Origin of the sequence: Streptomyces davaonensis JCM 4913 (genome assembly GCF_000349325.1) — a bacterium.
Classification (GTDB): Bacteria; Actinomycetota; Actinomycetes; order Streptomycetales; family Streptomycetaceae; genus Streptomyces; species Streptomyces davaonensis.
Genome location: NC_020504.1, coordinates 400656 through 426098, shown reverse-complemented (window position 1 = coordinate 426098; position 25443 = coordinate 400656). Strand labels below are relative to the sequence as shown.

Here is a 25443-nt window from a genome sequence, read left to right as displayed (position 1 = left end):
CGAGACAGCGATATTCACCGCCTCGTACTCCTCAGGGGTCAGAGGCGTTCCGTCGGCGGGACCATGTGCTCGAACCATGGGGCGACTATCCCAGAGGGCCGCGCTCTTAGCAGCGTTCCGGTGGCCCTGGACTTCTACTGAGGGACGACAGGAAGCCCTAGAGAGACCGGACCGAACTGTCGGGCTTGCACCCGCTTGCCGCGCAGGAAGGCTGGCGTGAGATCGAGTCAGGAACGCCCGTGTTCGGGGTTGAGTTCCTGGTAGCCGCGAAAGTCGAAGAAGCGCAGGCCGTCGATCACCGTTCCGGACAGGATTTCCGGCAGGGTCCATGGGTGGGGGGTGTAGTCGTCCGTTGCCACACCTCCGTGCTCAAGCAGCAGAGCGATCATCTGGTGAACCTCCGCGGTGCCGTCGATCCGCCCGGAAATGTCGATCTGCACCGCCCAAGTGGGGTGATGCCCGATGGCCGCTTCGAGGATTGCAACATCCTCAGGATCCCAGTCAGAGAAGAGGTAGCCGGTCTGCTCATCGTCGGTGTCGATGTAGAGGTTGCCGTCCAGAGTCCACGGATGGCGCTGCTCGGGCAGATGCCGATCGAGCGAGGCAACCGTCTCAGCTCGCTCACCTGTGGGAAACATGAAGACAGTTCGCATGGGTCGGAGCGTAGGCAGCTCAGCTCTGTGGCGGCCATGGCTTTCAGGGACGGTGCCGGTCCGTCGACGCCGTGGTGGTGGTGCGGCTGGCGATGTCCGCACGCCGATACGCGGCCGTGTACGGGCCTGGGACCTGACTGTCAGCACGGCGCCTCCTACCCAGTGCCCGCAGGAGGCTTGGGCTGCTTGCATCGGTGGGCAGAGCGGCCGGTTGAGTTCGGTGGTGCAGTCCTTGAGCGCCTGGGCGTGCAGGTGCTCGGTATGCACCGACGAGGCGGAGGCGCTGTGCCGGACCTGAGCCCGGCACAGCGCCGTTGAAAGGGGTGCGGAATCGTCAGGGAACGAGGTTCCCGGAGGTGGCGATCATTGACTGGAGTTGAACGCCGCCGTCGTTGTACAGCGAGGAGTTGAAAGCGAATCCGTGCGGGCGATGCACCTGGACATGCTGGTTCTGTGCAGGGGTCTTTTCATGTCAGTGCCCTTTCTCAGCCTGTGTATTGGGCGAAGACTTTGAGGTAGTCGTATTGCTGCTGGGAGACACCGCTGCATGAGTCGCCGTCGGACCCGGTGGTGCATGGGCGGTCGCGGTTGATGGACCAGTAGGTGAGGCGGGCGATGTGGTGTTGCTGGGCGTAGGCGAGCATGGTCTGGAAGTCGGTGATGCGGACGAGTTCGCCGGCCACGTCGGTCTTGCCGTTCATCGAGGACAGGCCGATGTGGGCGTAGGTGGTGGTGTCGCTGTAGCCGTAGGCGGTCTGGACGCGGGCCTTGAGGCCTTCCATGGCCTGGACGGTCAGGGTGCCCATGTTGGTGCTGCCGCCGCCGAAGTCGAAGGGCATGATGCACCAGATGTCGTTGGCCAGGCCGGAGCTGGCGGCGCGGTTGATCATGTCGATGCCGGTGGTGTCCGGGCCGGTGGTTGCGGTGCCGAAGGTGATGATGGTCTTGATGCCGGGGTTGTTGGTCTTGATGATCTTCAGGGCGTCGATCACGCGCTGGCGGACCGTGGCGCTGGCCCACTCGGTGTTCTCGATGTCGATGTCGATGACTTTGAGGCCGTAGGCGTTGATGACCTTCTGGTAGGCGCCCGCGAGGGCCGAGGCGCTGGTGCACTTCTCGCCGAGTTTCGCGCCGCTCCAGCCGCCGATGGACACGATGATGTCGCCGCCGGCGGACCGGATCGCGTTGATCTTCGCCTGGTCGTCGCCGCCGGTCAGCGGGCGGGAGCCGTCCCAGGCCGGGTTGCAGGTGCCGTCGGAGAGGATGAAGGCGAGGGTGAACCACTTGACGCCGGTCGCGGCCATCACGGTGGTGGGGCTGGGCGGGTTGCCCCAGCCGAAGTATTCGTAGGGGGCCACCGCCATGCCCGGCGGGAGGGCGGTGGTGGCGGGGGTGAGCTTGTCGAGGTTGGGGCCGCCGTTGGAGGTGGTCGCGGTGGCGCGGACGGTGTTGCTGCCCGCGGTCAGGGTGACGGTGGCCGTCCGGGTGGCCCAGGTGTCCCAGTTCGCGGTGGGCGCGAAGGAGAGGTTCGAGGCCACGACCGTGCCGTTGACGGAGATGTTCATCGGCCGGTTGAGGGTGGTGCCGTTGGCGTAGCGGAAGGCCAGGGTCGCGGTGCCGGTGGTGGCGGCGTCGACGGTGAACTCCACGTACGAGCCGGTGACGTTGGTGTAGTCGACGAACCCGGAGCCCGTGTAGCCGAGGTGGTTCGTCGCCACCGTGCCCTGCGAGATCGTCGCGTCCTCCGCCTGGTAGTCCGCGGCCGTCACGGCGGCACGCGAGGACGGCGACGCCGTGAACAGCAGAGACAACAGCAGACCGCACAAAGCGGCAAGGACCACACCGGGACGCGGACGGTACAAGGGAAGGGATCTGTGCACGGAACTACCTCCTGAAGGACGGTACGAGGAGGGCGGATGACGTGTCAGGAACGCCTCGTAACCTGACAACAGGCCCACCTGGGCCTGGCTTTGAAGGGCACGGGGCGGCTCACCGCGCCCGAGCGATGTCCCGCTCGACTTGGCGGTCGACGGCCCTCAGTCCGTCCGCCAGGTCGTCGGTCCTGCCGGACTCGTAGGCGTGGGCGAAGTTCTCAAGGGCGAGCCGGTGGGCGCCGCCGTTGGGTGCCGCGGGAGTGGTGGAGGACTTCGGGTGCTGGGCGATCGCGATGAACACGTCGAAGTTGTCGGTCGTCCTGAGGTGCGGCGAACCGAGTGCGGCGTAGGTGGAGGGCACGCTGTGGATGGCGTTGGAGAGACTTACGACGGCTTCGGTGTCCGTGGCCATGAATTTCACCAGCTCCCAGGCCGCGTTCTTCTTGGGGCTGTTGCCGGCGATGCCGATGACCGTGCTCGACAGGTAGCCCTTGCCGTAGTCCTCGACCTGGCCGTCCGCGACGGGGAAGGGGGCGGCGCCGATGTCGAAGGGCACGCCCGCGGACCTGGCCATGCCCTCGCGCCACTCACCGTCGAAGATCATGGCGACCTGGCCGGTGCGGAAGGGGTTGTGGGCGCCGAACTCGTCCCCGAACGTGGCCCGGTACTTCTCCAGCTTGGCGTAGCCGCCGAGTGCGCCCACCAATTGGCGTTGGTCGGCCAGCAACTGGGCGATCCTCGGGTTCGACATCGCCGCCTTGCCCGAGTCGTCGAAGTACCGGGCGCCGTAGGAGGCTCCGGCGCGGGCGAGGGTCCACTCGAAGGTGTGCCAGGTCGGCATGATGCCGAGCCGGCGGTAGCTGTCACCGTCGTGGACCGTCAGCCGGCGTGCGGTCTCGATGAGCTCGGACATCGTCCTCGGCGGCGCCTTGATGCCGGCGCGGGCGAACAGGTCCTTGTTGTAGTAGAGGCCGAAGGCGTCGCTGAGCAGAGGCAGCCTGCACCTGTCGTCCTTGACTCGGGTGTCGTCGTTGAGGGCCGCCGGGAAGGTCTCGTCCGGGTCGATGCCCGCCTCGTCGAGGAAGAGGTCCAGGTCCGCCCATCCTCCGCTGTGGCAGCGCCTTCCGACGTTGTGGGGGCTGAACGACGCGATCACGTCCGGGGAGTCGGGGCCGTGGGACAGCATCGCCGTGTCGATCTGGGCGTCGGTGACGCCGCCGACCGTGTCCACGTGGATGTTGGGGTGGGCGCGCTCGAACCGTGCGATGTTGTCGGCGACGGCCTGCTGTTCGCTCTCGCTGGTCCAGCCGTGCCAGAAGGCGATGGTGACTTCCTTCGTCGGGTCGTCGTGCGCCCCTGTGCGGACCCGGTCGGTCCAGCCGCCGGCGAGGAGGATGAGGGCTGCGGTGACCGCCGCGGCGAGTGCTCTGAGTCTTCGCCGTCCTGTGCGCATCGGTGATCCTCCCGGTGTCCGCGGGGCTGGGTGCGTTGTTCGTGGGACATGGGGGGTCAGACGGCCACCGGATGACGCTCCGGCAGCTAGGAGCTGCCTGTGGGTAACGAGGGGTGGGCGAGGCGTCGGTGTTGCCGCCACGCGTGGCGGCGCGTGGCGGCGACGCGGGGTGTGTCAGCAGGCGCCGTCGTCGCGCCAGACGGCCCAGGACGTCGGGTCGTTCGGGACCGCGCCGGTGGAGTAGTAGGTGGCGGTGTACTTGTGGCCCGCGTACGAGACCACGTCACCCGGCACGTACGACTGGGTGGAGGACCACGCCGTGGGGCAGGTCCCCCCGCCGGCGGCGTCGGTCGTCACCGACACGCTGTTGGAGGAGGCGGACACATTGCCTGCCGCGTCACGGGCCTTCACCGTGAAGGAGTAGGCCGTGCTCGCCGACAGCCCGCTCACCGTCGCACTCGTCCCGGTCACCGTGCTGACCTTGGTGGTACCGCGGTACACGTCGTAGCCGGTGACACCGACGTTGTCCGATGAGGCGTTCCAGGCCAGGGACACACTGGAGGACGTCTTGCTCGGCGAGTACAGGCCACTTGGCGCGCTGGGCGCCTGCGTGTCAGTCCCGCCGCTGTCGGCGCTGGTCGTCACCGGCAGGGTGTTGGAGGCGGCGGAGACGTTGCCGGCGGCGTCACGGGCCCTGACTGTGAAGGAGTAGCTCGTGCTCGCGGACAGGCCGCTCACCGTGGTGCTGGTCCCGGTCACCGTGCTGACCTTGGTGCCGTCGCGGTAGACGTCGTAGCCGGTGACGCCGGTGTCGTCGGAGGAAGCGTTCCAGGCCAGGGAGACGCTGGAGGCGGTGGTGCCGGTCGAGCGCAGACCGTCGGGGACCGTGGGCGCCTGGGTGTCGCCCGGGGTGCCGGCGGTGAGCTCGTACGCGCGCATGTTGCGCAGCAGCAGGTAGGTGTCGCGCAGGGAGCCGGAGGTGTCGCCGAGGGAGCGGTAGATACCCCACTTGGGGCGGACCCGGTCGGCGAGGAAGGTGTCGACGCCGGTCTTGGTCGCGTCGACGATCGTGGTCCCGGCACTCTTGACGACCCAGCGGACGGAGCCCGCCGTGCCGTCGCCGATCTTCATCTCGTACTCGATGTCGATCCACTTGTTCTGTAGCGGTTCGAGGTTGGTGCGGCCGACCAGGACGTCGCCGTCGATGACCTTGTGCTCGATGGTCTGCACGCCGTTGACCCGGCGCAGCGAGGTCACCGTGATCGGGGAGGTGCCGGGGCCCGGCTGCTTGGTCTGCATGATGTGCGTGAACGTGGTCGTGGCCATCAGCGAGCTGGGGATGTACATCGAGTACGTGACCCGCCAGGTCTCCCCGAGATTCCAGTTGAGGTAGGAGGAGGACGAGGTCCGGTTGCCGGTGACCTCGTGGCGCTGCCGGTCGGTGGAGGTGTCCCGGTCGACCATGTGCATGTCGAACCGGTAGGCGTCGCCCGCCACCTTGATGTGCGGCCCGAAACTCGTGTGCGAGTCGGCGCGGTCGTCCTCCAGGGTCTCGAAGGCACCCAGACCCTGGACCGTCGGGTCGGGCGCCCAGCGCAGCGTCCAGGTCGGAGCCGCCTCGGCGGGGGTGGAGGGCACGCTCAGGCCGAGCAGGCCCAGGCCGAGCGCGGCCGCGAGAGCCGCCAGCCTACGTCTGTACTTCATGCGTCGATCCCTTCGTGAGGTTGTCAGGTGCGGGTCGTGTTACATGGGAGGGGAGGCGCGGGGTGTGTCAGCAGGTGCCGTCGTCGCGCCAGACGGCCCAGGAGCTGGGGTCGTTGGGGATCGCGCCGGTGGAGTAGTAGGTCGCGGTGTACTTGTGGCCCGCGTACGAGACCACGTCACCTGGCACGTACGACTGGGTGGAGGACCACGCAGTGGGGCAGGTCCCCCCACCGCCGCTGCCGGCGCTGGTCGTCACCGGCAGGCTGTTGGAGGCGGCGGAGATGTTGCCCGCGGCGTCGCGGGCCTTCACCGTGAAGGAGTAGCTCGTGCTCGCGGACAGGCCGCTCACGGTCGCGCCGGTCCCGGTTGCGGTGCTGACCTTGGTGCCGTCGCGGTAGACGTCGTAGCCGGTGACACCGATGTTGTCGGAGGAGGCGTTCCAGGCCAGGGACACACTGGAGGACGTCTTGCTCGGCGAGTACAGGCCACTTGGCGCGCTGGGCGCCTGCGTGTCGCTGCCGCCACCACCGCCGTTGGTGGAGACGAACTTCCAGGTGATCCCGTTGACCACGCCGACATCGAGGGGCGCGAGTTTCTGGAAGGCCGACTTGCTCAGGTCGATGTGCTCGGCGGGACAGCCTGGGCACTTGTCCTTGACCGGTACGGTGATCGTCCGGCCGTTGTAGGTGACCTGGACGGAGATGCCGTTGCACAGCGGGTCCGCGTTGGGGTTGGCGGTGGTCCACCACGCGTACGACACGGCGACCAGGTCCTCGGTGGCGGCGTTGATCTGCGTGCCGCACGCGCCGTAGCCCGTATCGTCGTACCAGGTCATCTTGCCTGTCCGGGACTCGCCGATCGGGACCGCGGAGGCGGGCCCGGTGCCGGACACGAGCAGGAGCATGGCGCCGAACGCGGGGGTGACCCAGCGCAGCGTGTGTTGCGGTGTGAGACGCACGTGTTCTCCTCACGCAGGGGGATCTCGTCATCCCGGCTTCGCGGATGACGGCACATCAGGGGAGAGGAACGACCGTCTGCGGGCAACGTGCCCTGGCAGAGGGGGGCGTGCAGGGTCCCTGCCACCCGGGCCGTCCGAGCGGGGCGTAGGGGACGGACGGCCCGGGTGGCCGTGACTGCCCGGGCGGCGGGGAGGGGAGGGTGCCCCGGGCGGACTGGAAGGCGCGTCGCTGTCAGGAGGTGATGGAGAAGGACTCCCCGTAGACGCTCCAGTACAGCGGGATGTTGAGGTGGAGGTTGCCCTCGTTGAGGAACCTGCGCTGCGCGGTGCTGACCCGTGTGGTGTCGCTGTGCGCCTCCTCCTTGCGCATCTCCTCCTCGCGCTCGTCGAGGAAGGCGTGCAGGAACGTGACCTCGTTGCCGCCCTGCGACGGCGGCTTCACCCGGGAGACGGCCCGCGAGCGGATCGCACGGAAGCCCTCCTCGCCGTGCATGACCGCGGCGTCGTAATAGGCGAACTGGCCGAGCGCCTTCAGGCCGTCCGTCTTGGCCTGGCCGACGGCCGGGTTGAAGTACACCCGGTCACGCTCCTCCTCCTGCGTCTTGGTGAAGACGGAGTCCTGGGCGGCGGTGCGCCAGGCGTTCTCGAAGGACGTGCCCAACCCGGCATGCGAATCGGTGCCGTTGACCTCGCGCAGGGCCGGCAGATAGGGCGCCAGCGGGTTGCTGGGCTTCTTCTGGGTGTAGCGCTCGACGAGGTCCAGCATGTCGCCCGTACCCGAGCAGAAGCCGATGATCCCGGCGGTGTAGCCGCGGCCGTCACCGATGTCCTCGATGTAGGCGAACTGCGCGCGCCAGTCCAGGGAGGAGTTCTCGAAGGAGGACACCAGTTTCATGGCGATCTCCTTCTTGGCCGGGTCGTCGAGGTTCGCGGTGTCGGACGGCGGTGGCGTCGTCGAGCCGGTGCCGTACGCCTCGACCTCGTAGAGGGAGTAGCCGTACGCGGTTGCGCGCTGGGTGCCGTAGACGCGCAGGTAGCGGCCGGAGCCGCTGACGGCGAGGTCGTCCGTGCCACCGTCACCGGTCGTGGTGCTGTACACCTGACGCCAGGTCGAGCCGTCGTCGGACACCTCGACGCGGTAGGACTTGGCGTAAGCGGCCTCCCACTTGAGCACGACCCGGCCGACGGTTTTCGTACTGCCCATGTCGACGCGGAGCCACTGCGGGTCGACCCCTTCGACGCTGGCCCAGCGGGTGCTGGTCGAGCCGTCGACGGCCTTGCCGCCCTCAAAGCCTGTGCCCTCGACCGAGGAGACCGATGTCGGCCGCCCGGCGAGCAGGTTGGTCGTGCTGTCCGGCGGCGTGGTGGGGTCGGGACTCGTGGGTGAGTCGCCGTAGACCTCGACCTCGTAGAGGGAGTAGCCGTACGCGGTTGCGCGCTGGGTGCCGTAGACGCGCAGGTAGCGCCCGGAGCCGCTCACGGCGAGGTCGTCGGTGGCGCCGTTACCGGTGGTCGTGCTGTAGACCTGGCGCCAGGTCGAGCCGTCGTCGGACACCTCGACGCGGTAGGACTTCGCGTAGGCGGCCTCCCACTTGAGCACGACCTGGGCGACGTCGGTCACCGAGCCCAGGTCGATCTGGATCCACTGGTTGTCGACGCCTTCGAGGCTGGCCCAGCGAGTGGAGGTGGAGCCGTCGACGGCCTTGGCAGGCTCGAAGCCGGCACCCTCCACGGAGGAGGCCGTGACGGGCTTGCCGAGGGCAAGGTTCGAACCGGCGGCGGACGCGGGCGTGAGCCCGACGTAGCCGACGACCAGACCACCAGTGAGGACGGTCGCGGTGATCGCCTGCCAGAGCATGGTGTTTCTACGCATGGCTGTGCCCTTCAGGGAGTAGGCCGGAAGGAAGGTAAGGAGGCAACGCGGGGTGGCCGTCCCTTGTGCGGGGCGCCACAGGGGCAGCTGCCGTACGGTCCTCAGCGGGAGCTCTTGGCTCGGCCAGAACCGGTGAGTGTTAGGAAACCTTCCTAACAGACGGATTGAACGCTGAAACAGTAGGGCTGCCGTCGCGGCGGCACAAGCCCCTTACGGAAAAAGGGAATTGACGGCTCGACGCACGATGTTTCGAAGGTTGTTCGGCCCCTCGGACCAACCCGCGCGGCCATCGGGCCGCTTCCTCACGCGCCAAGAGTTACCCGCAGAAACACCTTTTCCCGTCCCGGCTCATCCACCACCATGGCCTCGCAAACAGACTGACTGGTCAGTGAGTTGGCCGTCAGTGCGGCCAGGGGACAGGGGGGCGCGCAATGACGCGGGCCGAGGGCAACAGCAGCGATTCCGGAGCCGTGAACAGCGAGTACGCGGGCACTGCTGACGACCGGCTGACCGAACTGCTGCGCACGGGCAGCGCCACCGCCTACCCGGCCCTGCGTGAACTGCGCGCCCGCCACCGCCCGTCGGTCCTCGCCTACGCCCGTCTGTGCACCGCCGGCGAAGCAGTCGCCCGCCAGCTCACCGCGCACGCGTTCACCGCGGCGGCCCGCGAGACCGCCCGCGGCACCGAACCGGTCACACCCCTACGCCATCAACTGCTGCTCCTGGTAGGCCGGATCGCCGCCGAGTGGGCCGACGACGAACGAGCCGTCGGACTCGACGCGGGCCTGCTCCAGGCCCTGAGCACCAACGCTCCCGCGCCCACGCTGCTCCGCGCGTTCCACTCACTGCCGCTCCGCGTCCAGGGGTTGGTCTGGTACGGCCTCGTCGAGCGGGAACCCGAGGAGCGGGTTGCGCTGCTCCTGGGCATGAGCGGCCCCGACGTCAAGTGGGGTCTGGAGCGCGCCCTGGTGGAGCTCTCCGGAGCCGCCCTGCGCACCCGGCTCGCTGACTCCCTCGACCCCGACTGCGCGGGCTTCCGCCGGCTGATCGAGGAGTCCGTACGCCCGGACTCGCCCCGGCACAGCCACGACCTCTCCAGACACATGGCACAGTGCACGCACTGCACGATGGCCTACGAGGAGCAGTGCACCCTGCGTGACACCCGGCGCACGGCCCTGGCCGAGGGGCTGCTGCCGTGGTCGGGGGCGGCTTACATGAGCGGGTTGCGGAGGGATGAGGACACGCGCGGGGGCTCGGCCACGGGGCCAGGGGCCGGGGCGCACGCGGCGGGCCGACGGCGCGGTGCTGTGCATGCGAGCCCTGGGGGCACCTCCCTGACGGCACGGGACGGCTCAGGGCACGCTGCCGCTCGCGACGCCTGGGGGTCGGTGGCCGAGACCGCTCGGGCCTGGCCTCCCTCGCGGCGGTTCGCCCTGGCCTCGGCCGCGCTCGGGGTGGCGATTGCGCCACTCCTGCTGTTCCTGCTCTCCCTCGGTGATCCGGCCGCGGAGAACGTCGCCTCGCACACCACGCCCACTCCGCCGCCTGCACCCGCGGTGACCCCGACCGTGACAGTGACGCCCTCCCCCTCGAAGACCCGCACCTCACCGTCCCCGAAGCCGACCCCGACCCCGTCGCGCACCTCCGCGCGCCCGCAGCCCTCCGCCACGCCGAAGCCGCCCCCGTCTCCGACGACACACGCGCCGAACGGAACGTACGCCGAAGTGGTCAACAACGAGACGGGGCTGTGCCTGGACGTGCAGGGCGGCAGGTTCGCCAAGGGCAACGACGTGATCACGACCACGTGTTCCGGCTCCGAAAGGCAGTTGTGGCGGTACGACGCCGAGCGCCAAGTCCTCCAGTCGTACGCCGAGGACCAGGCGTTCTGCCTGGACAGCCGTGGTGAGGTCGATCGGGGCGTGGGCATCTGGACGTGTGAATCGCTCCAGAGCGACCACGGCCAGAACCTGATGTTCTCGGTGGACACCAATGGCGTGATCCACCCGTACATCGCCTCCGGCAATGCGGTCACCGACCGGTTCGGGAGCCTGGGGCTCGAATGGGGAGACGGATCCGCGCGACAGCGGTGGCACGCCGGACGGACCACCTGACCGCGCCGAGACGTGTCAGACGACCTACGCCCCGCCGCCACAACTCACCGACCAGCGGAACGCTCGGCCGGTAGGCCAGGGGGACCTGATCTCTCTCCCGCTGCCCCGCACTTGGGCGTAGCAGTCAACGCGTGTGCGACTTCGCCGAGTTGATGAACAACCATCGGGGCGAGCAACTCGGGCATTGGATCGAACGTGTATCTCACCGACCTGGTCGTGAACGGGCCCGGCAACGGGCCCCTGGGCGAGTGCGTCGGCATGGCCGTCGATCCCGTCCACCGTCACCTGCGGTGCCCGCCCCGCGGAATGCGGACGTCATCTTCATGAGCGTCCCCGGTAGAGCCGACGCCAACGCTGTCGGCTATGAGCCGACGAGAAGTCAGCTGTCCGAACGCGGCGCAACGTACTCGGCGGAATCAGTACCTGACCCCATTCCCGCCCACTGGATAACGCGTCGGCGGATTAATCACCGCCGCTCGTGCACAGCTGAGACATAGCCGTGCACGAGGAACAAAGCCTGAACGCCCCGGTAAATCTAGCTTGGTTGAGCGTCCGGCGCTGCCAAAAGGGCAAGAGTCCGGATTCGCGAGGCAGTTTACGTCGACCTGTTTCCGTCGTTCGGTCAGCAGGCACTGGATTTCTACAGATCGGAGAACACACATGCGTCTCGTGACGAAAACCCTCGTCAGCGTCACTGCCGTCATCGGCATAGCGGCCGGAACCCTGGCCACGGCCGGCACCAGCGTCGCCGCACCTGAGACCGGCACGAGTTCCATTGCGGCCGCCGAGCCGGTGACCACTCTCGCCGTCGTCAACCTGGGCCTCAGCACCCGTGAGGCCGAATGCGAGCAGAAGTGGCTGAAGCAGTACTGGGGCTACACCGGAGAGATCGATGGTGCGCTCGGCACGAACAGCTGGAAGGCCGAGCAGAGGTTCCTGAGGGCGAACTGGGACTACAACGGCGAGATTGACGGGATCGCCGGCGCGGGAACGCAGGCCGCCTTTGAGCGTCAGGCGAACTGGTTGTGTGACATCTACGGCATGTGATCGACCACCGATCTCCATGCGCGTACATGGACAGGCCCCCAGAGGTTCAGAATGATCGGGTCGCTTTGACGACGCCGGGGGCGGCCGACTGTGAGATGTTGCGGGCGGCGCTGCTGCGAGGTTTCGATCGTGGGGCCTGGCCGCATCGGGGCCGTCTTCTTTTGCCGAAGGGCGTGGCTGAGGCGACCCCAATATCTCGCTCCCAGAGCCCGCCCTACTTCCGCGTAGAACGGTACGTGCCTGCGTTCGTGTACCTCAGTTGCGAAGGGGAGCAAGACATGAAGATCGCGGTACTTGGCACCGGCGAGGTCGGTCAACGGCTCGCCACCAAGCTCGCCTCTCTGGGGCATGAGGTCACGATCGGCTCCAGGACGGCGGACAATGCCGATGCCAAGCAGTGGGCCGCCGACCACGGCGGTGCACACGGCACCTTCGCCGACGCCCCCGGCGCCGCGGAGTTGGTGGTGAACGCCACCGGCGGCCTGGTCTCACTGGCCGTGCTGGAGGCCGCGGGCGCCGACAATCCGACGGCGGCAGCCTTGCCGAGCAGCTACAGAAGGCGTTCCCGGAAACCCGGGTCGTGAAGACTCTCAACACCATGACCAACACGGTCATGGTCGAGCCCAGCAGGGTACCCGGCCATCACAACGTGTTCCTCAGCGGAAATGACGAGCACGCCAAGATGGAGGTGGCAGCTCCTCTGCGGTCCTTCGGCTGGGCCGACGACCAGATCACCGACCTCGGGGACCTGTCCAGCGCCCGCGCGACAGAACTGCTCATGCCGCTCTGGCTACGGCTCTACGGGGTCTTGGGCCCCGTGGACTTCAACTTCACCGTCGTCACCGCCTAGCCGCCAACTCCCGCGTGCAAAGGAACGCGGCGGGGTTGGCTGAGGTGGGGCGGCCCGAAGAGCGCCTCGATCGAGTTCGCCCGGGAGGCCTGGGTCGAGTGGGAGGACAGCTCGACCTGGCTCGTCCGGGCGCAGGAGCGGATCGTCCCGCCCCAGCCTTGTGGAGCTGCGCGGTGGCTGCATGATCGTGTTCGTTCTCCCATCGGCAGATGGCGAATGATGGTGATGGTCAGGGGCCCACGGTAGGGCCGTTGGACGACGGATTTCACGGCGACAGCCAGCGATGCGGTTCAGCCGGTGGCGGGCGAGGCACTGCTGTCTGGCACTCCTCGATTGCGGCAGCAGCCTCGAACTTCATTCTCCGCAGGGGGACTGTGCAGGCTGTTGCCGTAGTTCCATGCCATCGAACACGGTCTGGTCGTAGGCAGGTGCGATCCTGCATGTATGAATCAGCTCGGTGACGCGCAACTGCGTAGCTGGACGCTGCGATTGATGACCCTCCTCGCAGCTGACGCCCCAGATCAGCGTGCCTGGCTGGGTGAGCGTGAGCTGGATACAGAGTCCGTCGTCGAAGAGGCGGAGCTGCTCTGCCGTGTCGCCGAAGGACTCACGGAGCGCGGAGCCCTCGAATCCAGTGACCTGTACGGCCTTCAGGCCATCGGCCGCCGTCTCGGTGAGATCGATGCTGCCAGCCGTGTCGGCCTCTGGGCCGATGCCCTATCCACGGATCGGGCGTGGGATGACGTACGCTCTCTCGCCCGCCAGTTTCTCCTCATGGCGCTGGGGGACTGGCGTCAGCCACTGCCACGCCCCGTGCGCTCCACGGCTGGGCCAGGCCCACGACCCTGAGTGAACACGACGAGCACACAACCGCGATGAGAACCGCTGGCTGACTCGCGACCCAGCCCTTGACGCTGACTCCGCGAGATGGGTGATCACCTCGTGTCCGTCTTGGCTTGTGCGCCCACCAACTACCAGTAAAGCCCAGTGGGGATGGGGGCTTCGGGCGGAGACGGCGCGGCATGGTCTCACCAGGGAATCGGCCCGTCCTCGGCCAAAAAAGCGCCCGTCGGGCCGTCCTCGCCCACAGTCGCGAGGTGAACCGCGGCAGCCGCGCCCTCCGCCGCCGTGCGTATCCCGGTGTGGCGGTTGAGGTCGGTCGCGCAGTAGCCGGGACTCACCGCGTTGACCAGGATCCCTTCAGCGCGCATTTCATTGGCGTGGAGCACGGTGATCGCGTTGAGCGCGCTCTTCGAGGTGCAGTAAGGGAGGAGGATCGAGGAGTAGGCGGACCACGGGCTGCCCGGGTCGGCAAGGTGGGTGAGGGAGCCGAGTTCGCTGGACATGTTGACGATGCGTGCGGCGGCGGAGCGGCGTAGCAGGGGGAGCATGGCGTGGGTCACTTGCGATGACGCCGAACACGTTTGTCTCGTAGACCTGCCGGACGGTGGCGGCGGGGGTTTGACTCGGTTGTTGCGGTCCGGCGGCGATCGCGGCGTTGTTGACGAGGATGTCGAGGCGGCCGAACGTGGCGTCGATGTGCTTGGCGGCGGCCTGGACCGAGATCTCGTCGGTGACGTCCAGCGGTACGAACCGTACGTCGGCTCCGTCGGCGCGAAGCTCCTCACCACCCGGCAGGTGAGGCTGACCACCGCCGGTCAGGTGCTGCTCGACCAGGCCCGGATCGCGGTCGACGCGGTGCACGCGGCGGCCCGGCGTGCACGCCGGGCCGGTCAGCCGACACCCCAGCTCGTCGTGGCGGTCAAGCCGGGAGGCGATGCCGGGCTGCTGCGGGAGATCCTCGCCGCCTACCAGGGAACAGGTTCGCATCTGCCGCCGCCCGAAGTCGTCGTCGGCGGCAGCGGAGAACCGATCGCCATGCTGCGGGACGGGCGTGCCGATGTAGCGCTGCTGCGCAGCCCGTTCGACGGTCAAGGGCTGGATTCCCAGACGCTCGTGGTCGAGCCGCGACTGGCCGTCCTCCCCGCCGGGCACCGCCTGGCCGGACGTCGGCGACTGCGGCTGACCGACCTCAAGGGCGAACCGATCCCGCGCTGGAAGGGGGCCGCCCCCTCCACCACCGCCTACTACACAGGATGCGACGGAGCGGAAGCAGGCGATGGCCACACAGGCTTGACGCCAGCAGACACTCCTGAGGGGCCACTCGTGGCCAGCGTCGAGCAACTCCTGGAGGTGGTCGCGCTGGGCCAGGCGGTGGCGTTCCTGTCACTCTCCACCACCAAGCGGCACCAGCGCCCGGACATCGCATACCGGCCGGTCACCGGCCTCAGCCCCAGCGCGGTCATGGTCGCCTGGCCGGAGACCTCGCGATCCGCAGCCGTGGCCGCCTTCGTCCAAGCCGCCCACGACGTCGCCGCCGACCAGCCTGACCACATGACCGCACTGGCCTTCTGACCGGGCACTCACCCCTCGCCATGACGATCACCGCAGGACCAATTTCAGACAAGCACCAGCGTGAAGAAAGGCCAGCACCCTCTCACCCGCCACCGCCATGCGCATGCCGCCTCGAGGTGGGTGAGGGCGCTGTGGCCGACGCGAGGCAGGCCGACGCCGCACACGGCGAGGCGTACCAGCCCCGGTCCGTCCTCCGGGAGGCAGCCTTGCCCCAACCGCCGGCATGCGCAGCCTAGTTGAAGCCAACCTCGGAGCCTTGGTTCTAGCCGACTTGACCTGGCCCACCTGCGCGTCGAGTTCATGGCGCCACACGGGGGGAGTCGTTCTCCCGCCTAGCGTGACGCAGCCCTTCATGCTGCCAGGTATGACAGTCGTTATAGCCGTGTGTATTCTGAAGCTGTCTATAACGACTGTCATAGGAGGATCTCGTGACGATCATCACCGTGAACACCCCGACGGGGCGCCTGAGCCAGGAGCAGCGCCGAAAGCTGGCCGAAACGCTGACGGACGCGGTCCTCGTGCCCGAGGTGGGGCAGTTCGCCCCGGCCGCGCGGGTCGGATTCCAGGTGCACTTCGTCGAGCGCGAGCCCGACATGATGGCCATCGGCGGCCGACTCCTTGCGGACATCGGCCCGAACGCCGACGTCATGGTGATCGACGTGGCGGTGATGGACGGAGACTGGCGGCAGGAGGTCAGGACCGCCGTCATCGAGCGCGTCCTGTCCGCAATGGCCGACGCCTGCGGCCTGCCGCAGCCCTCGTCGACCTGGTGGGTCAACTTCCGTGTCATTGACGAGGGCAGCTGGGGCTCCAGCGGCGGCGTCCTGTCCGTCCTCTCACTCCTCGACAGCGGCGTGTTCACCGAGGAGAAGGTCAAGGCGATCCGCTCCGCACTCGGCGCGTGACCTCGGCCCCGTACGTTCACCTCTCATCGGGATGGGGGGACGCGCGGGCCCGAGCGGGGTGGTCGCGCGCTCTTCCAGCACGCATCCGCCACGGCCGCTCATGATCACAGATCGGGTGACCCTACGTCGTCACAGCACGGAAAGTGATCCAGAACCACTCTTGGCTCTGGCTCAACTTCTGTGGTGGTGGCCACGGTTGAGTGCGTCGGACAGCTGCGTGCCTGGATCGCCGGGGTGGCGGCGCCGGGATATCCCGGTCGGCCAGGTGGAGATCCCGTCGTCCACCCATCGCGGGACGACATGGAAGTGCAGGTGGGGTACGGACTGTTCCGATCCGGGGCCGCTGGCGCACAGGATGTTGACTCCTGAGGCGTCCAAGGCGGTTCGCATGGCTGTCGCCACGCGCTGGACCAGCGTCATCGATGCGGTCAGCACATCGGGCGGGGTGTCGAACACACCCGTGTAGTGGCGGGTGGGGACCACCAGTGTGTGCCCCGGCGCAAGTGGGTTGAGCGGGGTGAAAGCACAAGCCTCGGTCTCGCGGGCCATCCAGCGTGCGGTGCCTTCGTGGATGAGGTGACAGAAGACGCAGTCCATGCCACACAACCCTGTCACAGGCTGCTCCTTGGTCCGCGCGGGGTGGGCTGAACCGCGGACCTCAAAGCGGCCGTGCCGTGGGTGTCCACAGACGTCGAGCCGGAGCCGCAGAGTCGGCGACGCTTGTCCATGACAACGAGAGGCGCCGGCGTACATTCCGTGCCCGGGTTCGCGGATTGCAGTCCGATTGGGCCTGTGCCGGCTCAGCTCGGATGCATGTCTGGTGCCGACGGCGGGTCGCCGAACTGGCCGCTGGCGGGTCGGGAGCGGCAGAGCAGGAGCTGCTTCGGCGAGGTGCTCGTGAACGGGGATCGGTCGTAGTCCCCGTAGCGCTGCGCGACGTCGAGACCGGCCAGGCGGCACAGTGCCAGGAGTTCCTCGGGAAAGAAGCAGCGCATGCTGACCTTCTTCGTGCGCACGCACACGCCGTCGCGCAGGTAGTCCAGCGTGAAGCGCAGCACTTGGGCGGCGGCGTCGTAGTGGGTCGTCGCTTGTACGTCGAGCCTGGCCCCGTCCTTGTCCACGACCGACTTGTGGTGGTGGGGCGACTCGGGGAGTCGGCACAGCTTGGCCATGTCGGGGTTGAACACGTCCAGGATCAGGGTCCCGCCTGGTCGCAGCACGTTGCGCGCCGAGGTGAGGAACGCGACGACGGAATCCAGGTCGTGCAGGTGCTGCATCGCGTTGGTCGCCGAGAACACCAGAGCGAAGCGCCTGTCGGAGCGGATGTCTCGGCAGTCCTGTTCCAGCCACTCGATCGGCAGTTCCTCGTGTTCGGCCCTTTGACGGGCACGGGCCAGCATCGAGGGCATGATGTCGAGCCCTGTGATCTCGGCACCCGTGCGTGCGATCGGCAGGGTGATGCGTCCGGTTCCGCAGGCCACCTCCAGGATCGGACCGCCCGCCTGGACCGCTTGAGCGAGGAAGAACGGGATGTCGTGGGTGCGCGCGGCGAACTCCTGGTCGTAGAAGTCCGCGTCGTCGTATACGGCCAGGTCCTCCAGTGCTTTCATCGTGCCGCCGTCGGGGTCGGGCCGAACGCGTCAGCAAGGCTGGTCAGGATGGAGCCGGACCAACTGTTCTCGCCGAACACGCTGACCGGCATGGCGAGTACGCCGTACTCGCGTTGGAGTGTCTGCGCTGGGATGTCGACGGGGAAGAAGTAGTTGCCGGGACAAGTCCGGCTCGCGGTGGGAATCGCCGCGAGTACGTCGTCCGGCAACCGTTCGAACAGCCGCTCAGCCCGTGCGGCCAGTTCGTCGACGACCTGCCGGGGCATGTCGCTGTGCTCGGACAGCAGACGGTCGGCGAGCCTCAGCTGTGCCGGCGTCGGCGGATCCGCCCGGAACGCCTCGGCCAGTTCGGCTTGCGCCGGTCCCAGCAGGACCACGCCGAACGTGCGTGGCCACAGCCATCCCTTGGTCACCGAATGCAGCAGGACCGCGCGACCGGTCTCCAGCAATCGCCGTGTGCCGGCAGCGAACGGGGCCCCCAGATCGTAGACGCTGTCTATCAGCAGGTGGCGGCGTGGTGATTCCCGCAACCACGACATCACCGCGGCGCACTCGGCATCGGACAGGTGTCGGCCGAGGGGCTTGCTGGGGTTGGCGAGCAGCAGGTACTCGGGCCGGTGGTCCGCCGGCGACCTCGGCAGTACCGGCGCCGGCAGCGTCGAGTAGGACTCGGGCGCCAGGCCGGCAGCGCGGGCCAGTTCGAAGTAGACCGGGTACACGTCGCTGGGCAGCCACAACCGTGCTTGGACGGCGCGCAGCCAGTGGAACACCACGCCGAGCCCGTGCCGAACCCCTCGGCAGACCATGGCGCGGCCGGACCACTCTTGCGGCAGTTCGAAGCGCCGCAGCCAGGCACGGGCGAGATCGCAACGGTGCACTGTTGTCATGTCGGCCGGCGATTCCGGCCGCATCGCAGCCAGCGCCCGGTACACGTTGGTCTCGGCGGCGTCCAAAAGCGGGGAGGAAGCGCTGAGTTGCCGCTGCCGCAGTGCCTGGAACTCGTCGAACCTCATGCCGTGGCACCTTCCGGCACGATCTCGCTGGCCCGGTCTTCCAAGGAGGCGTAACAGCGTCCGTCGGCCATGACGTTCCAGCTGCGTGCGATCCCGTTGGTGCGTTCCCACAGCAGGCTGGGCTCGGTGTAAGCGGCGATCCGCATCGGCCGTCCGTCCCAGCTGCCGTGGTAGACCGGCGCGCCCCAGGGCAGGCGGCTCTCCAGTTCGAGGCCATGCTGCTCGGCGAACCGGGTGACGACGGACAGCGAAACCTGGTGCTCCCGGCTCCAGACGTTGGCGGCGCGGTCGAAGTAGAGCGACTCGGTGCTGGTGGAGACGTAGAGCTCTTTGAAGCAGACTTCCTCGACACCGAGAGCCGCGGCCCACGAAAGGTAGTCGGCGACGCCGGCCGCGTCGGCCACACCGCCGTGCTGGAGCACGCAGATCAGCCGCAGCCGTAGCCCCGGCCAGCGGTCACGTTCCAGGCGCCAGGTGTCGATCACAGAACTCACCGGCGTGCGCAGCGACATCAGCCGCTCGCTGACGGTGTCGTCGTGATGGTGCCGGGAGACCGCCAGCACGCTCAGGCCCGCGGCGCTCAGGGCTGCCAGCCGGCCGGCCCGGTCAGCGTGCTCGCCCTTCGCCAGGGTGTGCGCGTTGGTGATCAGGACGACCTTCGGGAACGCCGCCGAGCAGGCGGACACCAGGCGCAGTTGCTGGTCGAACGGTATGAGCGTGGGCTCCCCGCCGCCCGTGATCACTGCCCGTTCGGCACCCGCCGCACGGGCGCGCTCCAGCCAGTGGGCGACCGCGTCCCACGGAACCCGTGCCGGCGCTTGGTCGCTGGAGATCGAAGCCGCGGAGAAGCAGAACGAACACCGAGCTTGGCAGGCGGAGGCGACCGGCAGAACAGAAACCGAGCGCGGTCGCGTGTCGTCGTAGCGGCGCTGTGCCGATCCGTGCAGGCGCAGGGAGGCCGCCATCGCGTCCTCGACGGTTGTCGGGCGTAGCGTGAACTCGTCGCCCACGTGGTCGAGTTCGTGGACTGCTGACAACCGGATGCGCGCCTTGTGCAGTTCCATGCCGAGGCCGGTCGACACGTTGGGTACCAGCTGGTCGGGGTCCACTGTGGTTTCCAGCACCAGCAGCCGGTCGCCGGGTATGGCCAGACGGTCGAGCAAGCGTCGGGCCTTGCCGATGCCGATTCCCAATTCCGCACCGGTCAGCAGGTGGAACCGGTCGGGAAAGGTACTCTCCGGAATCCCCGCCTTACCGTAAGCGAAGGCGTACTTGTCGAAGCCCTTCGCGAAGTTCGACAGCACGATGACGTGGAAGCGCTGGTCGCCATGGTTCATCCCGTCATCATGCACGAAGGGGCCTCGGACGACATGAGCTCCTCGCCCGGTCATTCTTGGCGTTGTGTCACAGAGCCGCGGCTATCATCGCGCAACCGGATGGGGGTGAGCGATGAAGCGTGGGTTTCTTGCATGTATGGGTCTTCTGCTGTCGGCGCTGACAGCGTGCACGGAAGCCGAGCCGGCACCGGCTGCTCCTCCCTCTCCCTCGGCTGTGCGCTCGCCCGCTTCCTCCAGCTCTCCAAAGCCGCCCGAGGTGGGTCCGGCCAGACCGTTGGGCGCGGCGAGGATCGTCGCGGACGATGCGAAGCTGGTCGAGGCTCTCCGGGGCAGCGATGTGTTCCCGACAGGTGAGGCCGCGCCGACGACGTCCGAGGCGGCGGTTGTGCGGCGCCGTCGGCCCGTGGGCACGGGGGACGTCGTATGGATGCCGGACGCCAACACGTACTGCCTGGTGTCGATACGCGAGCAGGGATCGGACCGACAGTGCTTCGAACTTGCGGCGAGGCGGAAGCCACAAGGTTATGTGCACGTGGGCCGCAGCAGCCCGCACGGCGTTTCTGACCAGGCAGAGCCACACGAGATGTGGCTCACCGTCAGCGTTGTTGAGAACAGCAGAGGGCCGTTCGCCTTCGTCGGCGGTACTCCGAAGCACGCAACCTCGGTACAGGAAGCGACGGTGAAGTTCCCCTCGGGCAGGACGATGACATTTCTGACGTACGAATTCCCGGAGGCCGTGAGCATCCCGATGGACGCTGAGATCTGCAATGTGGGCAGGGCGATCTGCTTCAACGCGTTCAAACCGAGTGCTGAGGGGGCGTAGGCGGTGACCGGCTGCCCGGAGGACACGGAAGACCTTCCCCAGCTCGCGCGACGTGTGTTGCTGCGGAGCTTGTGGCGTGGTGCGATCGACAGCTGGTCCGACCCGGGCTCACTCGATCAACTGCCCGCCGCCGAACGCCTGCTTGCCGCCGGGGCGGACAGGGAGGATCTTGTTCGCCTGGTACGAGCCGTTGCATACGAGACGGTGTTCGAGACGCTCGACGAGCTGGACGCAGGCGGAGATGCGAACGCGTCGGGTGTGGATGTCGGCTGGGTCGTCATGGAGTCGAGCCAAGACGGTTCCCCGACCGGGCGCGCCCTGTCAGGCCTGCACGAAGACCTCTTGACGATGGATCCCAGCGGGCGCGAAGGAGCTGACCTGTGGCAGTGAGGGCATTCCTTCGGCTTGTTGACAAGGCCCACGGTTGGGCCAGGATCCGTCCTACGACCGCCGACACACGCGGCGAGGCCGGCCAGTCGCCGAGCCGCGCGACGTTGTTCAGGCTGAACACTTTCTCGCCTTCGTCAGTATCGCCGGCACGCTCATCTGCTGTCGCCGCACTCTCATTGAGATGACCCGGTAGGCGTATCCTCGTGGTGCTGAAATGGCCGCCCAGTTGGCCAGGATGACCAATCCGGACCCCTGGTCACCGGGCGGGGACGACCGTGTTGGATGGGCCCATGAGCCAGACAGCTGCCCTGCGCCTGCGGCAGGCCATCGCCCGGACCCAGGACGCAACGCGAGAACGCATCCCCATCGGGCGCGGGCCAGAGCAAGCCGACGATCGGCTGGGCACCTTCGCCACCGACGGGGCGCTGGGCTTCGATCCCTTCCCCTTCCTCCAGGCGATCCATGACGCCGGCTCGCGCGCGGTGGTCATCGGTCAGGTTGCTGGCATCATGCACGGCTCCGCCGAACTGACCGGGGATCTCGACCTGCTCTGGGACGGCACCCCTGACGAGGCGCAGGCCTTGCGCGACGCCTTGACCCTGTGCGGCTGCACCGAACTGCCCGATCTCGACAGCTCACAGGTGGGGTACCGGGTCACCGGCGCCGGCGGAGACCTGTGCACTTCCGCCCTGCCCTGGGGCGCCATGGATGTCACCCCCTGCCTGACCTCGGCCGAGACCACCCGTGACCCTGCGGGATTCACCATCCGCTACGTCGCACTCGACGACCTGATCCGCATGCGGCGGGCCCTCGGCCGCCCGAAGGACCACCGTCGCGCAGACGAACTCGCGCGGCTACGCACCTGACTCGGTATGACCAGCGCTCACCGTCGTTGCCCGTGAACGGCCGTACTCCCGGGACATCGTCGGCGTCATCCACGTTCGGCATACCTCCGACTGAGGTCACGTCTAGGGTCGGCGGAAGTTTCTTGGCTGCAAGTCGTCTCGCATGACCTTCTGCAAGTTCTCCAAGTCCTGGAAGAACGGTTGTCGCGCTTGTTCGTATTCTGGAGATTCCGGTCGAAGTCGATGCGCGGCGAGAAGCTCCCGAATCGTACGGAGCTGTCCATAAGCCGGCAGAGCGGCCTGATAAACGTGATCCGGAGCGACGATAGCCAGCTCGCGCAGTACGGATTTGGGGTCGCTGTTGTGCGGGTCGCTGTGGAAGGCGTCGTGTACACCGTGCCGCCGGTCATCATCTGGCTGCTCGCTGAACGCAGCCATGATCATGCGGCTGTGCGTCTGCGCCAGAGACATCAAGAATCGCGCATAGACAACGCGTTTCGTCTCATTCCAGTACCGGTCTTGCTCTCTGCGTGACCGCACGAGGTCGGTGACCAGGGTCGTGCCGACACCGAACACCGCTCCGATGGCTGCAATGGCGAGAGTCCCCAACTCCATGTGCGCAGCGTACGTTTCGTCCTCGTGGCCGGTCACTCCCGCCCTGACGGGTTCCGGGTTCGAAGTCTTGTGATGTGTCCGCCCGCGGGCGCCGCGGGGTAGCGCCTGGGTGAGGACGCTGCCCTGCGTTGCGTCTTCAGGTGTCTGCCCGGCGCCGCATCGATGCCAACTGCCAGATGCGGTCCTGCACAAGGCGGTTAGCGCGTGATGCAGCTCGTTCGCATCATGGCCATGAGGACAGAACCTTCGGAGGAGGCGCACTCAGCGATCCAGGCGCCTTCGTTGAGCTTCATTGCTTCGCGTAGCGAGGGCGAATGCACGCTGACCTCGCCATCCGCCCTCGAAGCCACCGGCTTTCACGCGGGGGAAGCCGCAGCAGGCAGGGAACCGACCACATGTCTCTGAGCGGCACGGTCTGCACGAGGCTGCACCTTCCGGCGCAGCATCCAGGGCGTCGGCGCACCCGTGAGCAGCACCACTGACCAGTGCGCTCACCGGGGCATTCAAGCAGTGTCGTCATCGCCCGGCGTGCACGGCCTCCACGTCACCGCGCGGCGCCCGCTCCTCCGCGTCGGCCAGCCAGAAGAACACCGGCGGCAGGGTGAGTTCGATCACCGTCAGCGCGATCTGGAACCACTGCGGCCATCCGTGCAGTGCGAGTGAGAGCAGCCGGCCCACGCCGCCCAGCAGGAACACGCCGGCGAGCCACCGTACGCTCCGGGATGGGATCGGACGCTGTTGCGCGGCCCAGAGCCAGGCCAGCCCGTAGCCGGCGAAGCAGGCCCCCATGAACCGGCCCCAGCTGTCGACCGTTGTGCCGGCGGAACCGGCGCCGGGGATCGCCGCGTTGCCGAGGGCCACGTGGAACAGGCCGATCAGCACGCAGGACCACCCCATGAGCTGGGTGAGTAAGCGCAGAGCCCTGGCCATAGTCCCTCCAAACCGCCCTCGGCGGAGCTTAGTTGACATACGTCTACTTCTACCTTGAGTGCACTAGTAGACGTATGTCAACTAAACTGTCCTGGTGCCTCCCCGCCAGCGACTCACCCCCGCAGACCGCCGTGCCCAACTCCTCGCAGTCGGCGCACGGCTCTTCGCCGCGCACCCGTACGCTGACGTGCTCATGGAGGACGTCGCCGCACAGGCCGGTGTCTCCCGGGCTCTGCTCTACCGTCACTTCCCCAGCAAGCACGCCCTCTTCGCGGCCGTCTACCAGCATGCGGCGGACCAGTTGCTCGCCCGGACACGGTTCGACCCTGCCGACTCCCTGGTGGAGCAGCTCATCCAGGGCATGGACGTCCATCTCGACTACTTCGTGGCGAACCGCAACGCCGTCCTCGCCGCCAACCGGGTCCTCGCGGGAGACCCGGTGATCCAGACGATCATGACCAACGAGTTGGACGCGCTCCGTGCACGGCTGCTGGCCGTACTGCCCCTCGCGGACGAGAGCGCCCGTGAGGCCGTGTCCGGCGTACTGAGGAGCTGGCTCGTCTTCGTCCAGGTCCTGTGCGTCGACTGGCTCACCCACGAGACCTGTACCCGCGTCGAGTTGCGCGACGTCTGCATCGGCGCGGTCCTGGGGGCCCTGCGGCCCCTGCTCGCCGAGGACCCAGCCCCCGAGTGGCCACTGTAGGGGCCCGGCCGCGGTGCCTGGCCTCCAGGTCGTCGCGGGGCTGAGAGCGGTACTGTCCCCGCGGAGCGCACGCTGCGATCTGCCCGCTCACCCACAACGAAGCGACACGAATAAGGCATCAAGTTTCATCTAGCCCTTTCAGCACGCCGCGCGGGGTGTGCTGAGTGACCGTCTCGTCCTCGCGGCAGGTTCGCCGGACGAGCCGCCATGACGGCAGCGTCCGACAAAGGGCCTCTGTTCACGTCGCCGTCGCTCGCCGCCAGGGCGGCACCGTAGCCAGGCTCCACAAACCGTCCATGTGCTGGTTCCAGGTGGCGACAGCGGCTCTGGTGGTGTCGGTGTCCTTCGCGGACCAGACATTCAGACTGGCGCGGTGGCCCTTGGGGTCGTAGTACTCAGGGCCTGAGATGCGCAGGACCAGGCGGGCGAGCACGTCGTAGAGGCCGTGCAGCACCAACTCCCGGTTGAGAATGCAGATCTTGTCTCTCGGTATGCCGGGGTAGAGGCGGAACTCGCTCTCCACCGTCACCCGTCCCAACCTGTTGAGCCGCTCCGCGAGCACGGACAGCGCCTCGTCGAACCCCCGGCACCTCCGTTCCTGGCCTCGCCGAAATTCGGGGTCATCCAGCGGCTCACCATTCGGCCCGACCCTGGACGGCACAGTCATGGGCTGCCCGAAATCCGGCACCAGCACTCTGATGCACACGCGCCTGGTCGGTCCGGGATCGTCAAGAAGGTCCTCCAAACGGCGGTAGAGCGGGCCGACAATCGTCTCCCCGGTGTAGCCGAGAAAGGTGATCTCCACCGTCCGGGCGCGGAAGGCCTCATCCACGAATCGGCCCAACTCACGCGACCCCACCTGAGATCGCTCGGGCAGCCGAAGCGACGCGGCCAGGTCCTGGACCGCGTCGTAAAGCACGTACGCCACGAGACTGAGGAGCGCGCCGCCGAGGAAGGCTTTGTCCTCCAGGGCGTCTCCGACCGGTTTGACGAACTGGGCAGCCAGTCCGACGGTGAAGATCGCGAGGAGAAAGAACCGCGTCACCGCAGGCTCGAAACGTGTCAGATACCGCTTCAGACGACGAGCAACGCCGGGCTCGGCCGACCCGTTCCCAGGCACAGTCATGCGCAACCCCTCCCCGTACAGAGCCGCCCGCGTCGCCTCATATGCCCGCGGGGCCGGCCCGTCCCATGCCGTCATGGTTTCCAATCCGACACTGGCCGAGCAAGATGGGGATCCGCTGTCGTGCCGCAGTTGACCAGCGGATCCCCATCTTGCTGGGGCCGTGGTGTGGGATCACCACACTGGTGCGGGTGCTCGGGTGGTCATCGTC

General features: G+C 67.7%; 21 protein-coding genes and 6 pseudogenes. 9 read left to right on the top strand and 18 right to left on the bottom strand.

Translation table 11 applies throughout. The annotated features are described in order from the left end of the window. Positions 1-227 precede the first annotated feature (227 nt). The 9 genes and pseudogenes from BN159_RS01875 to BN159_RS47675 all read right to left on the bottom strand — a co-directional run. Positions 228-653, bottom strand: coding sequence for a hypothetical protein (locus BN159_RS01875; RefSeq protein WP_041818734.1), 426 nt, complete (start codon positions 651-653; stop codon positions 228-230). A 485-nt stretch (positions 654-1138) separates the two neighbouring features. Beyond that, entirely contained in the window at positions 1139-2470 is a 1332-nt protein-coding gene (locus tag BN159_RS01870; RefSeq protein ID WP_408055031.1) for a carbohydrate-binding protein, read from the bottom strand. A 172-nt stretch (positions 2471-2642) separates the two neighbouring features. Continuing rightward, positions 2643-3980, bottom strand: coding sequence for an extracellular solute-binding protein (locus BN159_RS01865; protein WP_015655181.1), 1338 nt, complete (start codon positions 3978-3980; stop codon positions 2643-2645). A 174-nt stretch (positions 3981-4154) separates the two neighbouring features. After that, positions 4155-4919, bottom strand: coding sequence for a fibronectin type III domain-containing protein (locus BN159_RS46535; protein ID WP_197541388.1), 765 nt, complete (start codon positions 4917-4919; stop codon positions 4155-4157). Beyond that, positions 4902-5684: pseudogene (locus BN159_RS46530) on the bottom strand (Tat pathway signal sequence domain protein); the annotation flags it as partial. The pseudogene BN159_RS46530 and the gene BN159_RS46535, both read right to left, overlap by 18 nt. Positions 5685-5751: 67 nt before the next feature. Beyond that, positions 5752-6216, bottom strand: a pseudogene (locus BN159_RS46835) (fibronectin type III domain-containing protein); the annotation flags it as partial. 42 nt (positions 6217-6258) lie between these two features. Further along, positions 6259-6588: pseudogene (locus tag BN159_RS46830) on the bottom strand (cysteine/serine endopeptidase inhibitor); the annotation flags it as partial. A 286-nt stretch (positions 6589-6874) separates the two neighbouring features. Next, entirely contained in the window at positions 6875-7981 is a 1107-nt protein-coding gene (locus BN159_RS47680) for a chitosanase (protein ID WP_408055030.1), read from the bottom strand. A 78-nt stretch (positions 7982-8059) separates the two neighbouring features. Continuing rightward, positions 8060-8500 (bottom strand): annotated as a pseudogene (locus BN159_RS47675) (discoidin domain-containing protein); the annotation flags it as partial. Between the two features lie 446 nt (positions 8501-8946). On the opposite strand from BN159_RS47675, the gene BN159_RS01840 reads away from it, so the two are divergent. The 3 genes and pseudogenes from BN159_RS01840 (at position 8947) to BN159_RS01830 (ending at position 12523) form a co-directional block, all read left to right on the top strand. Beyond that, positions 8947-10626: an RICIN domain-containing protein gene (locus BN159_RS01840; protein WP_015655177.1), complete on the top strand. Its 1680-nt coding sequence runs from the start codon at positions 8947-8949 to the stop codon at positions 10624-10626. Positions 10627-11286: 660 nt separating this feature from the next. After that, on the top strand, positions 11287-11673 hold the full coding sequence (locus BN159_RS01835) for a hypothetical protein (protein WP_015655176.1): 387 nt from the start codon (positions 11287-11289) through the stop codon (positions 11671-11673). A gap of 278 nt (positions 11674-11951) precedes the next feature. Beyond that, positions 11952-12523, top strand: a pseudogene (locus BN159_RS01830) (NADPH-dependent F420 reductase). A gap of 1028 nt (positions 12524-13551) precedes the next feature. Here the strand turns inward: BN159_RS01830 and BN159_RS46815 are convergent. Next, positions 13552-13914: an SDR family NAD(P)-dependent oxidoreductase gene (locus BN159_RS46815; RefSeq protein WP_015655173.1), complete on the bottom strand. Its 363-nt coding sequence runs from the start codon at positions 13912-13914 to the stop codon at positions 13552-13554. Positions 13915-13990: 76 nt separating this feature from the next. Next, positions 13991-14089, bottom strand: a pseudogene (locus BN159_RS47670) (dehydrogenase); the annotation flags it as partial. Between BN159_RS47670 and BN159_RS01815 the strand changes: the two are divergent. Both BN159_RS01815 and BN159_RS01810 read left to right on the top strand, forming a co-directional pair. Next, on the top strand, positions 14063-14938 hold the full coding sequence (locus BN159_RS01815; RefSeq protein WP_015655172.1) for a LysR substrate-binding domain-containing protein: 876 nt from the start codon (positions 14063-14065) through the stop codon (positions 14936-14938). The pseudogene BN159_RS47670 and the gene BN159_RS01815 sit on opposite strands and share 27 nt — an antisense overlap. A gap of 428 nt (positions 14939-15366) precedes the next feature. After that, the gene (locus BN159_RS01810; protein WP_015655171.1) at positions 15367-15843 is read left to right on the top strand and encodes a tautomerase family protein; all 477 of its coding nucleotides are present in this window, start codon (positions 15367-15369) and stop codon (positions 15841-15843) included. Positions 15844-16014: 171 nt separating this feature from the next. On the opposite strand, the gene BN159_RS01805 is transcribed toward BN159_RS01810, so the two are convergent. The 4 genes from BN159_RS01805 to BN159_RS01790 all read right to left on the bottom strand — a co-directional run bounded on the left by BN159_RS01805 (position 16015) and on the right by BN159_RS01790 (position 19803). After that, positions 16015-16458 carry an HIT family protein gene (locus BN159_RS01805; protein ID WP_015655170.1) on the bottom strand — a complete coding sequence of 148 codons (444 nt, stop codon included), beginning with the start codon at positions 16456-16458 and terminating at the stop codon, positions 16015-16017. 185 nt (positions 16459-16643) lie between these two features. Further along, positions 16644-17453: a class I SAM-dependent methyltransferase gene (locus tag BN159_RS42630; RefSeq protein ID WP_015655169.1), complete on the bottom strand. Its 810-nt coding sequence runs from the start codon at positions 17451-17453 to the stop codon at positions 16644-16646. After that, positions 17450-18466: an aminotransferase class I/II-fold pyridoxal phosphate-dependent enzyme gene (locus BN159_RS01795; protein WP_015655168.1), complete on the bottom strand. Its 1017-nt coding sequence runs from the start codon at positions 18464-18466 to the stop codon at positions 17450-17452. Before BN159_RS01795 ends, BN159_RS42630 begins: the two co-directional genes overlap by 4 nt. After that, the gene (locus BN159_RS01790) at positions 18463-19803 is read right to left on the bottom strand and encodes a radical SAM protein (RefSeq protein ID WP_041818729.1); all 1341 of its coding nucleotides are present in this window, start codon (positions 19801-19803) and stop codon (positions 18463-18465) included. Before BN159_RS01790 ends, BN159_RS01795 begins: the two co-directional genes overlap by 4 nt. A gap of 136 nt (positions 19804-19939) precedes the next feature. On the opposite strand from BN159_RS01790, the gene BN159_RS01785 reads away from it, so the two are divergent. The 3 genes from BN159_RS01785 (at position 19940) to BN159_RS01775 (ending at position 21882) form a co-directional block, all read left to right on the top strand. Continuing rightward, positions 19940-20626 carry a hypothetical protein gene (locus tag BN159_RS01785; RefSeq protein WP_157901057.1) on the top strand — a complete coding sequence of 229 codons (687 nt, stop codon included), beginning with the start codon at positions 19940-19942 and terminating at the stop codon, positions 20624-20626. A gap of 3 nt (positions 20627-20629) precedes the next feature. Beyond that, the gene (locus BN159_RS01780) at positions 20630-21016 is read left to right on the top strand and encodes a hypothetical protein (RefSeq protein ID WP_015655165.1); all 387 of its coding nucleotides are present in this window, start codon (positions 20630-20632) and stop codon (positions 21014-21016) included. 290 nt (positions 21017-21306) lie between these two features. Beyond that, on the top strand, positions 21307-21882 hold the full coding sequence (locus BN159_RS01775) for a hypothetical protein (RefSeq protein ID WP_015655164.1): 576 nt from the start codon (positions 21307-21309) through the stop codon (positions 21880-21882). A 102-nt stretch (positions 21883-21984) separates the two neighbouring features. Here the strand turns inward: BN159_RS01775 and BN159_RS01770 are convergent, their stop codons facing one another. Both BN159_RS01770 and BN159_RS01765 read right to left on the bottom strand, forming a co-directional pair. Further along, positions 21985-22476, bottom strand: a complete 492-nt coding sequence (locus BN159_RS01770) for a hypothetical protein (RefSeq protein ID WP_157901056.1) — start codon at positions 22474-22476, stop codon at positions 21985-21987. Positions 22477-22992: 516 nt separating this feature from the next. Further along, complete coding sequence (locus BN159_RS01765) at positions 22993-23406, bottom strand: DUF4345 domain-containing protein (protein WP_015655162.1); 414 nt, start codon at positions 23404-23406, stop codon at positions 22993-22995. A 94-nt stretch (positions 23407-23500) separates the two neighbouring features. On the opposite strand from BN159_RS01765, the gene BN159_RS01760 reads away from it, so the two are divergent. Next, positions 23501-24109: a TetR/AcrR family transcriptional regulator gene (locus tag BN159_RS01760; protein WP_041818722.1), complete on the top strand. Its 609-nt coding sequence runs from the start codon at positions 23501-23503 to the stop codon at positions 24107-24109. 238 nt (positions 24110-24347) lie between these two features. Here the strand turns inward: BN159_RS01760 and BN159_RS01755 are convergent, their stop codons facing one another. Further along, positions 24348-25235: a hypothetical protein gene (locus BN159_RS01755; RefSeq protein ID WP_015655160.1), complete on the bottom strand. Its 888-nt coding sequence runs from the start codon at positions 25233-25235 to the stop codon at positions 24348-24350. Positions 25236-25443: the final 208 nt, after the last annotated feature.

What these genes read in the sequence shown, in the direction of transcription:
- BN159_RS01840 (WP_015655177.1), top strand. Translation starts at nt 8,947, where the DNA reads ATGACGCGGGCCGAGGGCAACAGCAGCGATTCCGGAGCCGTGAACAGC.
- BN159_RS46815 (WP_015655173.1), bottom strand. Translation starts at nt 13,914, where the DNA reads ATGCTCCCCCTGCTACGCCGCTCCGCCGCCGCACGCATCGTCAACATG.
- BN159_RS01835 (WP_015655176.1), top strand. Translation starts at nt 11,287, where the DNA reads ATGCGTCTCGTGACGAAAACCCTCGTCAGCGTCACTGCCGTCATCGGC.
- BN159_RS01795 (WP_015655168.1), bottom strand. Translation starts at nt 18,466, where the DNA reads ATGAGGTTCGACGAGTTCCAGGCACTGCGGCAGCGGCAACTCAGCGCT.
- BN159_RS01775 (WP_015655164.1), top strand. Translation starts at nt 21,307, where the DNA reads ATGAGCCAGACAGCTGCCCTGCGCCTGCGGCAGGCCATCGCCCGGACC.
- BN159_RS01865 (WP_015655181.1), bottom strand. Translation starts at nt 3,980, where the DNA reads ATGCGCACAGGACGGCGAAGACTCAGAGCACTCGCCGCGGCGGTCACC.
- BN159_RS42630 (WP_015655169.1), bottom strand. Translation starts at nt 17,453, where the DNA reads ATGAAAGCACTGGAGGACCTGGCCGTATACGACGACGCGGACTTCTAC.
- BN159_RS01785 (WP_157901057.1), top strand. Translation starts at nt 19,940, where the DNA reads ATGGGTCTTCTGCTGTCGGCGCTGACAGCGTGCACGGAAGCCGAGCCG.
- BN159_RS46535 (WP_197541388.1), bottom strand. Translation starts at nt 4,919, where the DNA reads ATGCGCGCGTACGAGCTCACCGCCGGCACCCCGGGCGACACCCAGGCG.
- BN159_RS01765 (WP_015655162.1), bottom strand. Translation starts at nt 23,406, where the DNA reads ATGGCCAGGGCTCTGCGCTTACTCACCCAGCTCATGGGGTGGTCCTGC.
- BN159_RS01875 (WP_041818734.1), bottom strand. Translation starts at nt 653, where the DNA reads ATGCGAACTGTCTTCATGTTTCCCACAGGTGAGCGAGCTGAGACGGTT.
- BN159_RS01790 (WP_041818729.1), bottom strand. Translation starts at nt 19,803, where the DNA reads ATGAACCATGGCGACCAGCGCTTCCACGTCATCGTGCTGTCGAACTTC.
- BN159_RS01770 (WP_157901056.1), bottom strand. Translation starts at nt 22,476, where the DNA reads ATGGAGTTGGGGACTCTCGCCATTGCAGCCATCGGAGCGGTGTTCGGT.
- BN159_RS01755 (WP_015655160.1), bottom strand. Translation starts at nt 25,235, where the DNA reads ATGACTGTGCCTGGGAACGGGTCGGCCGAGCCCGGCGTTGCTCGTCGT.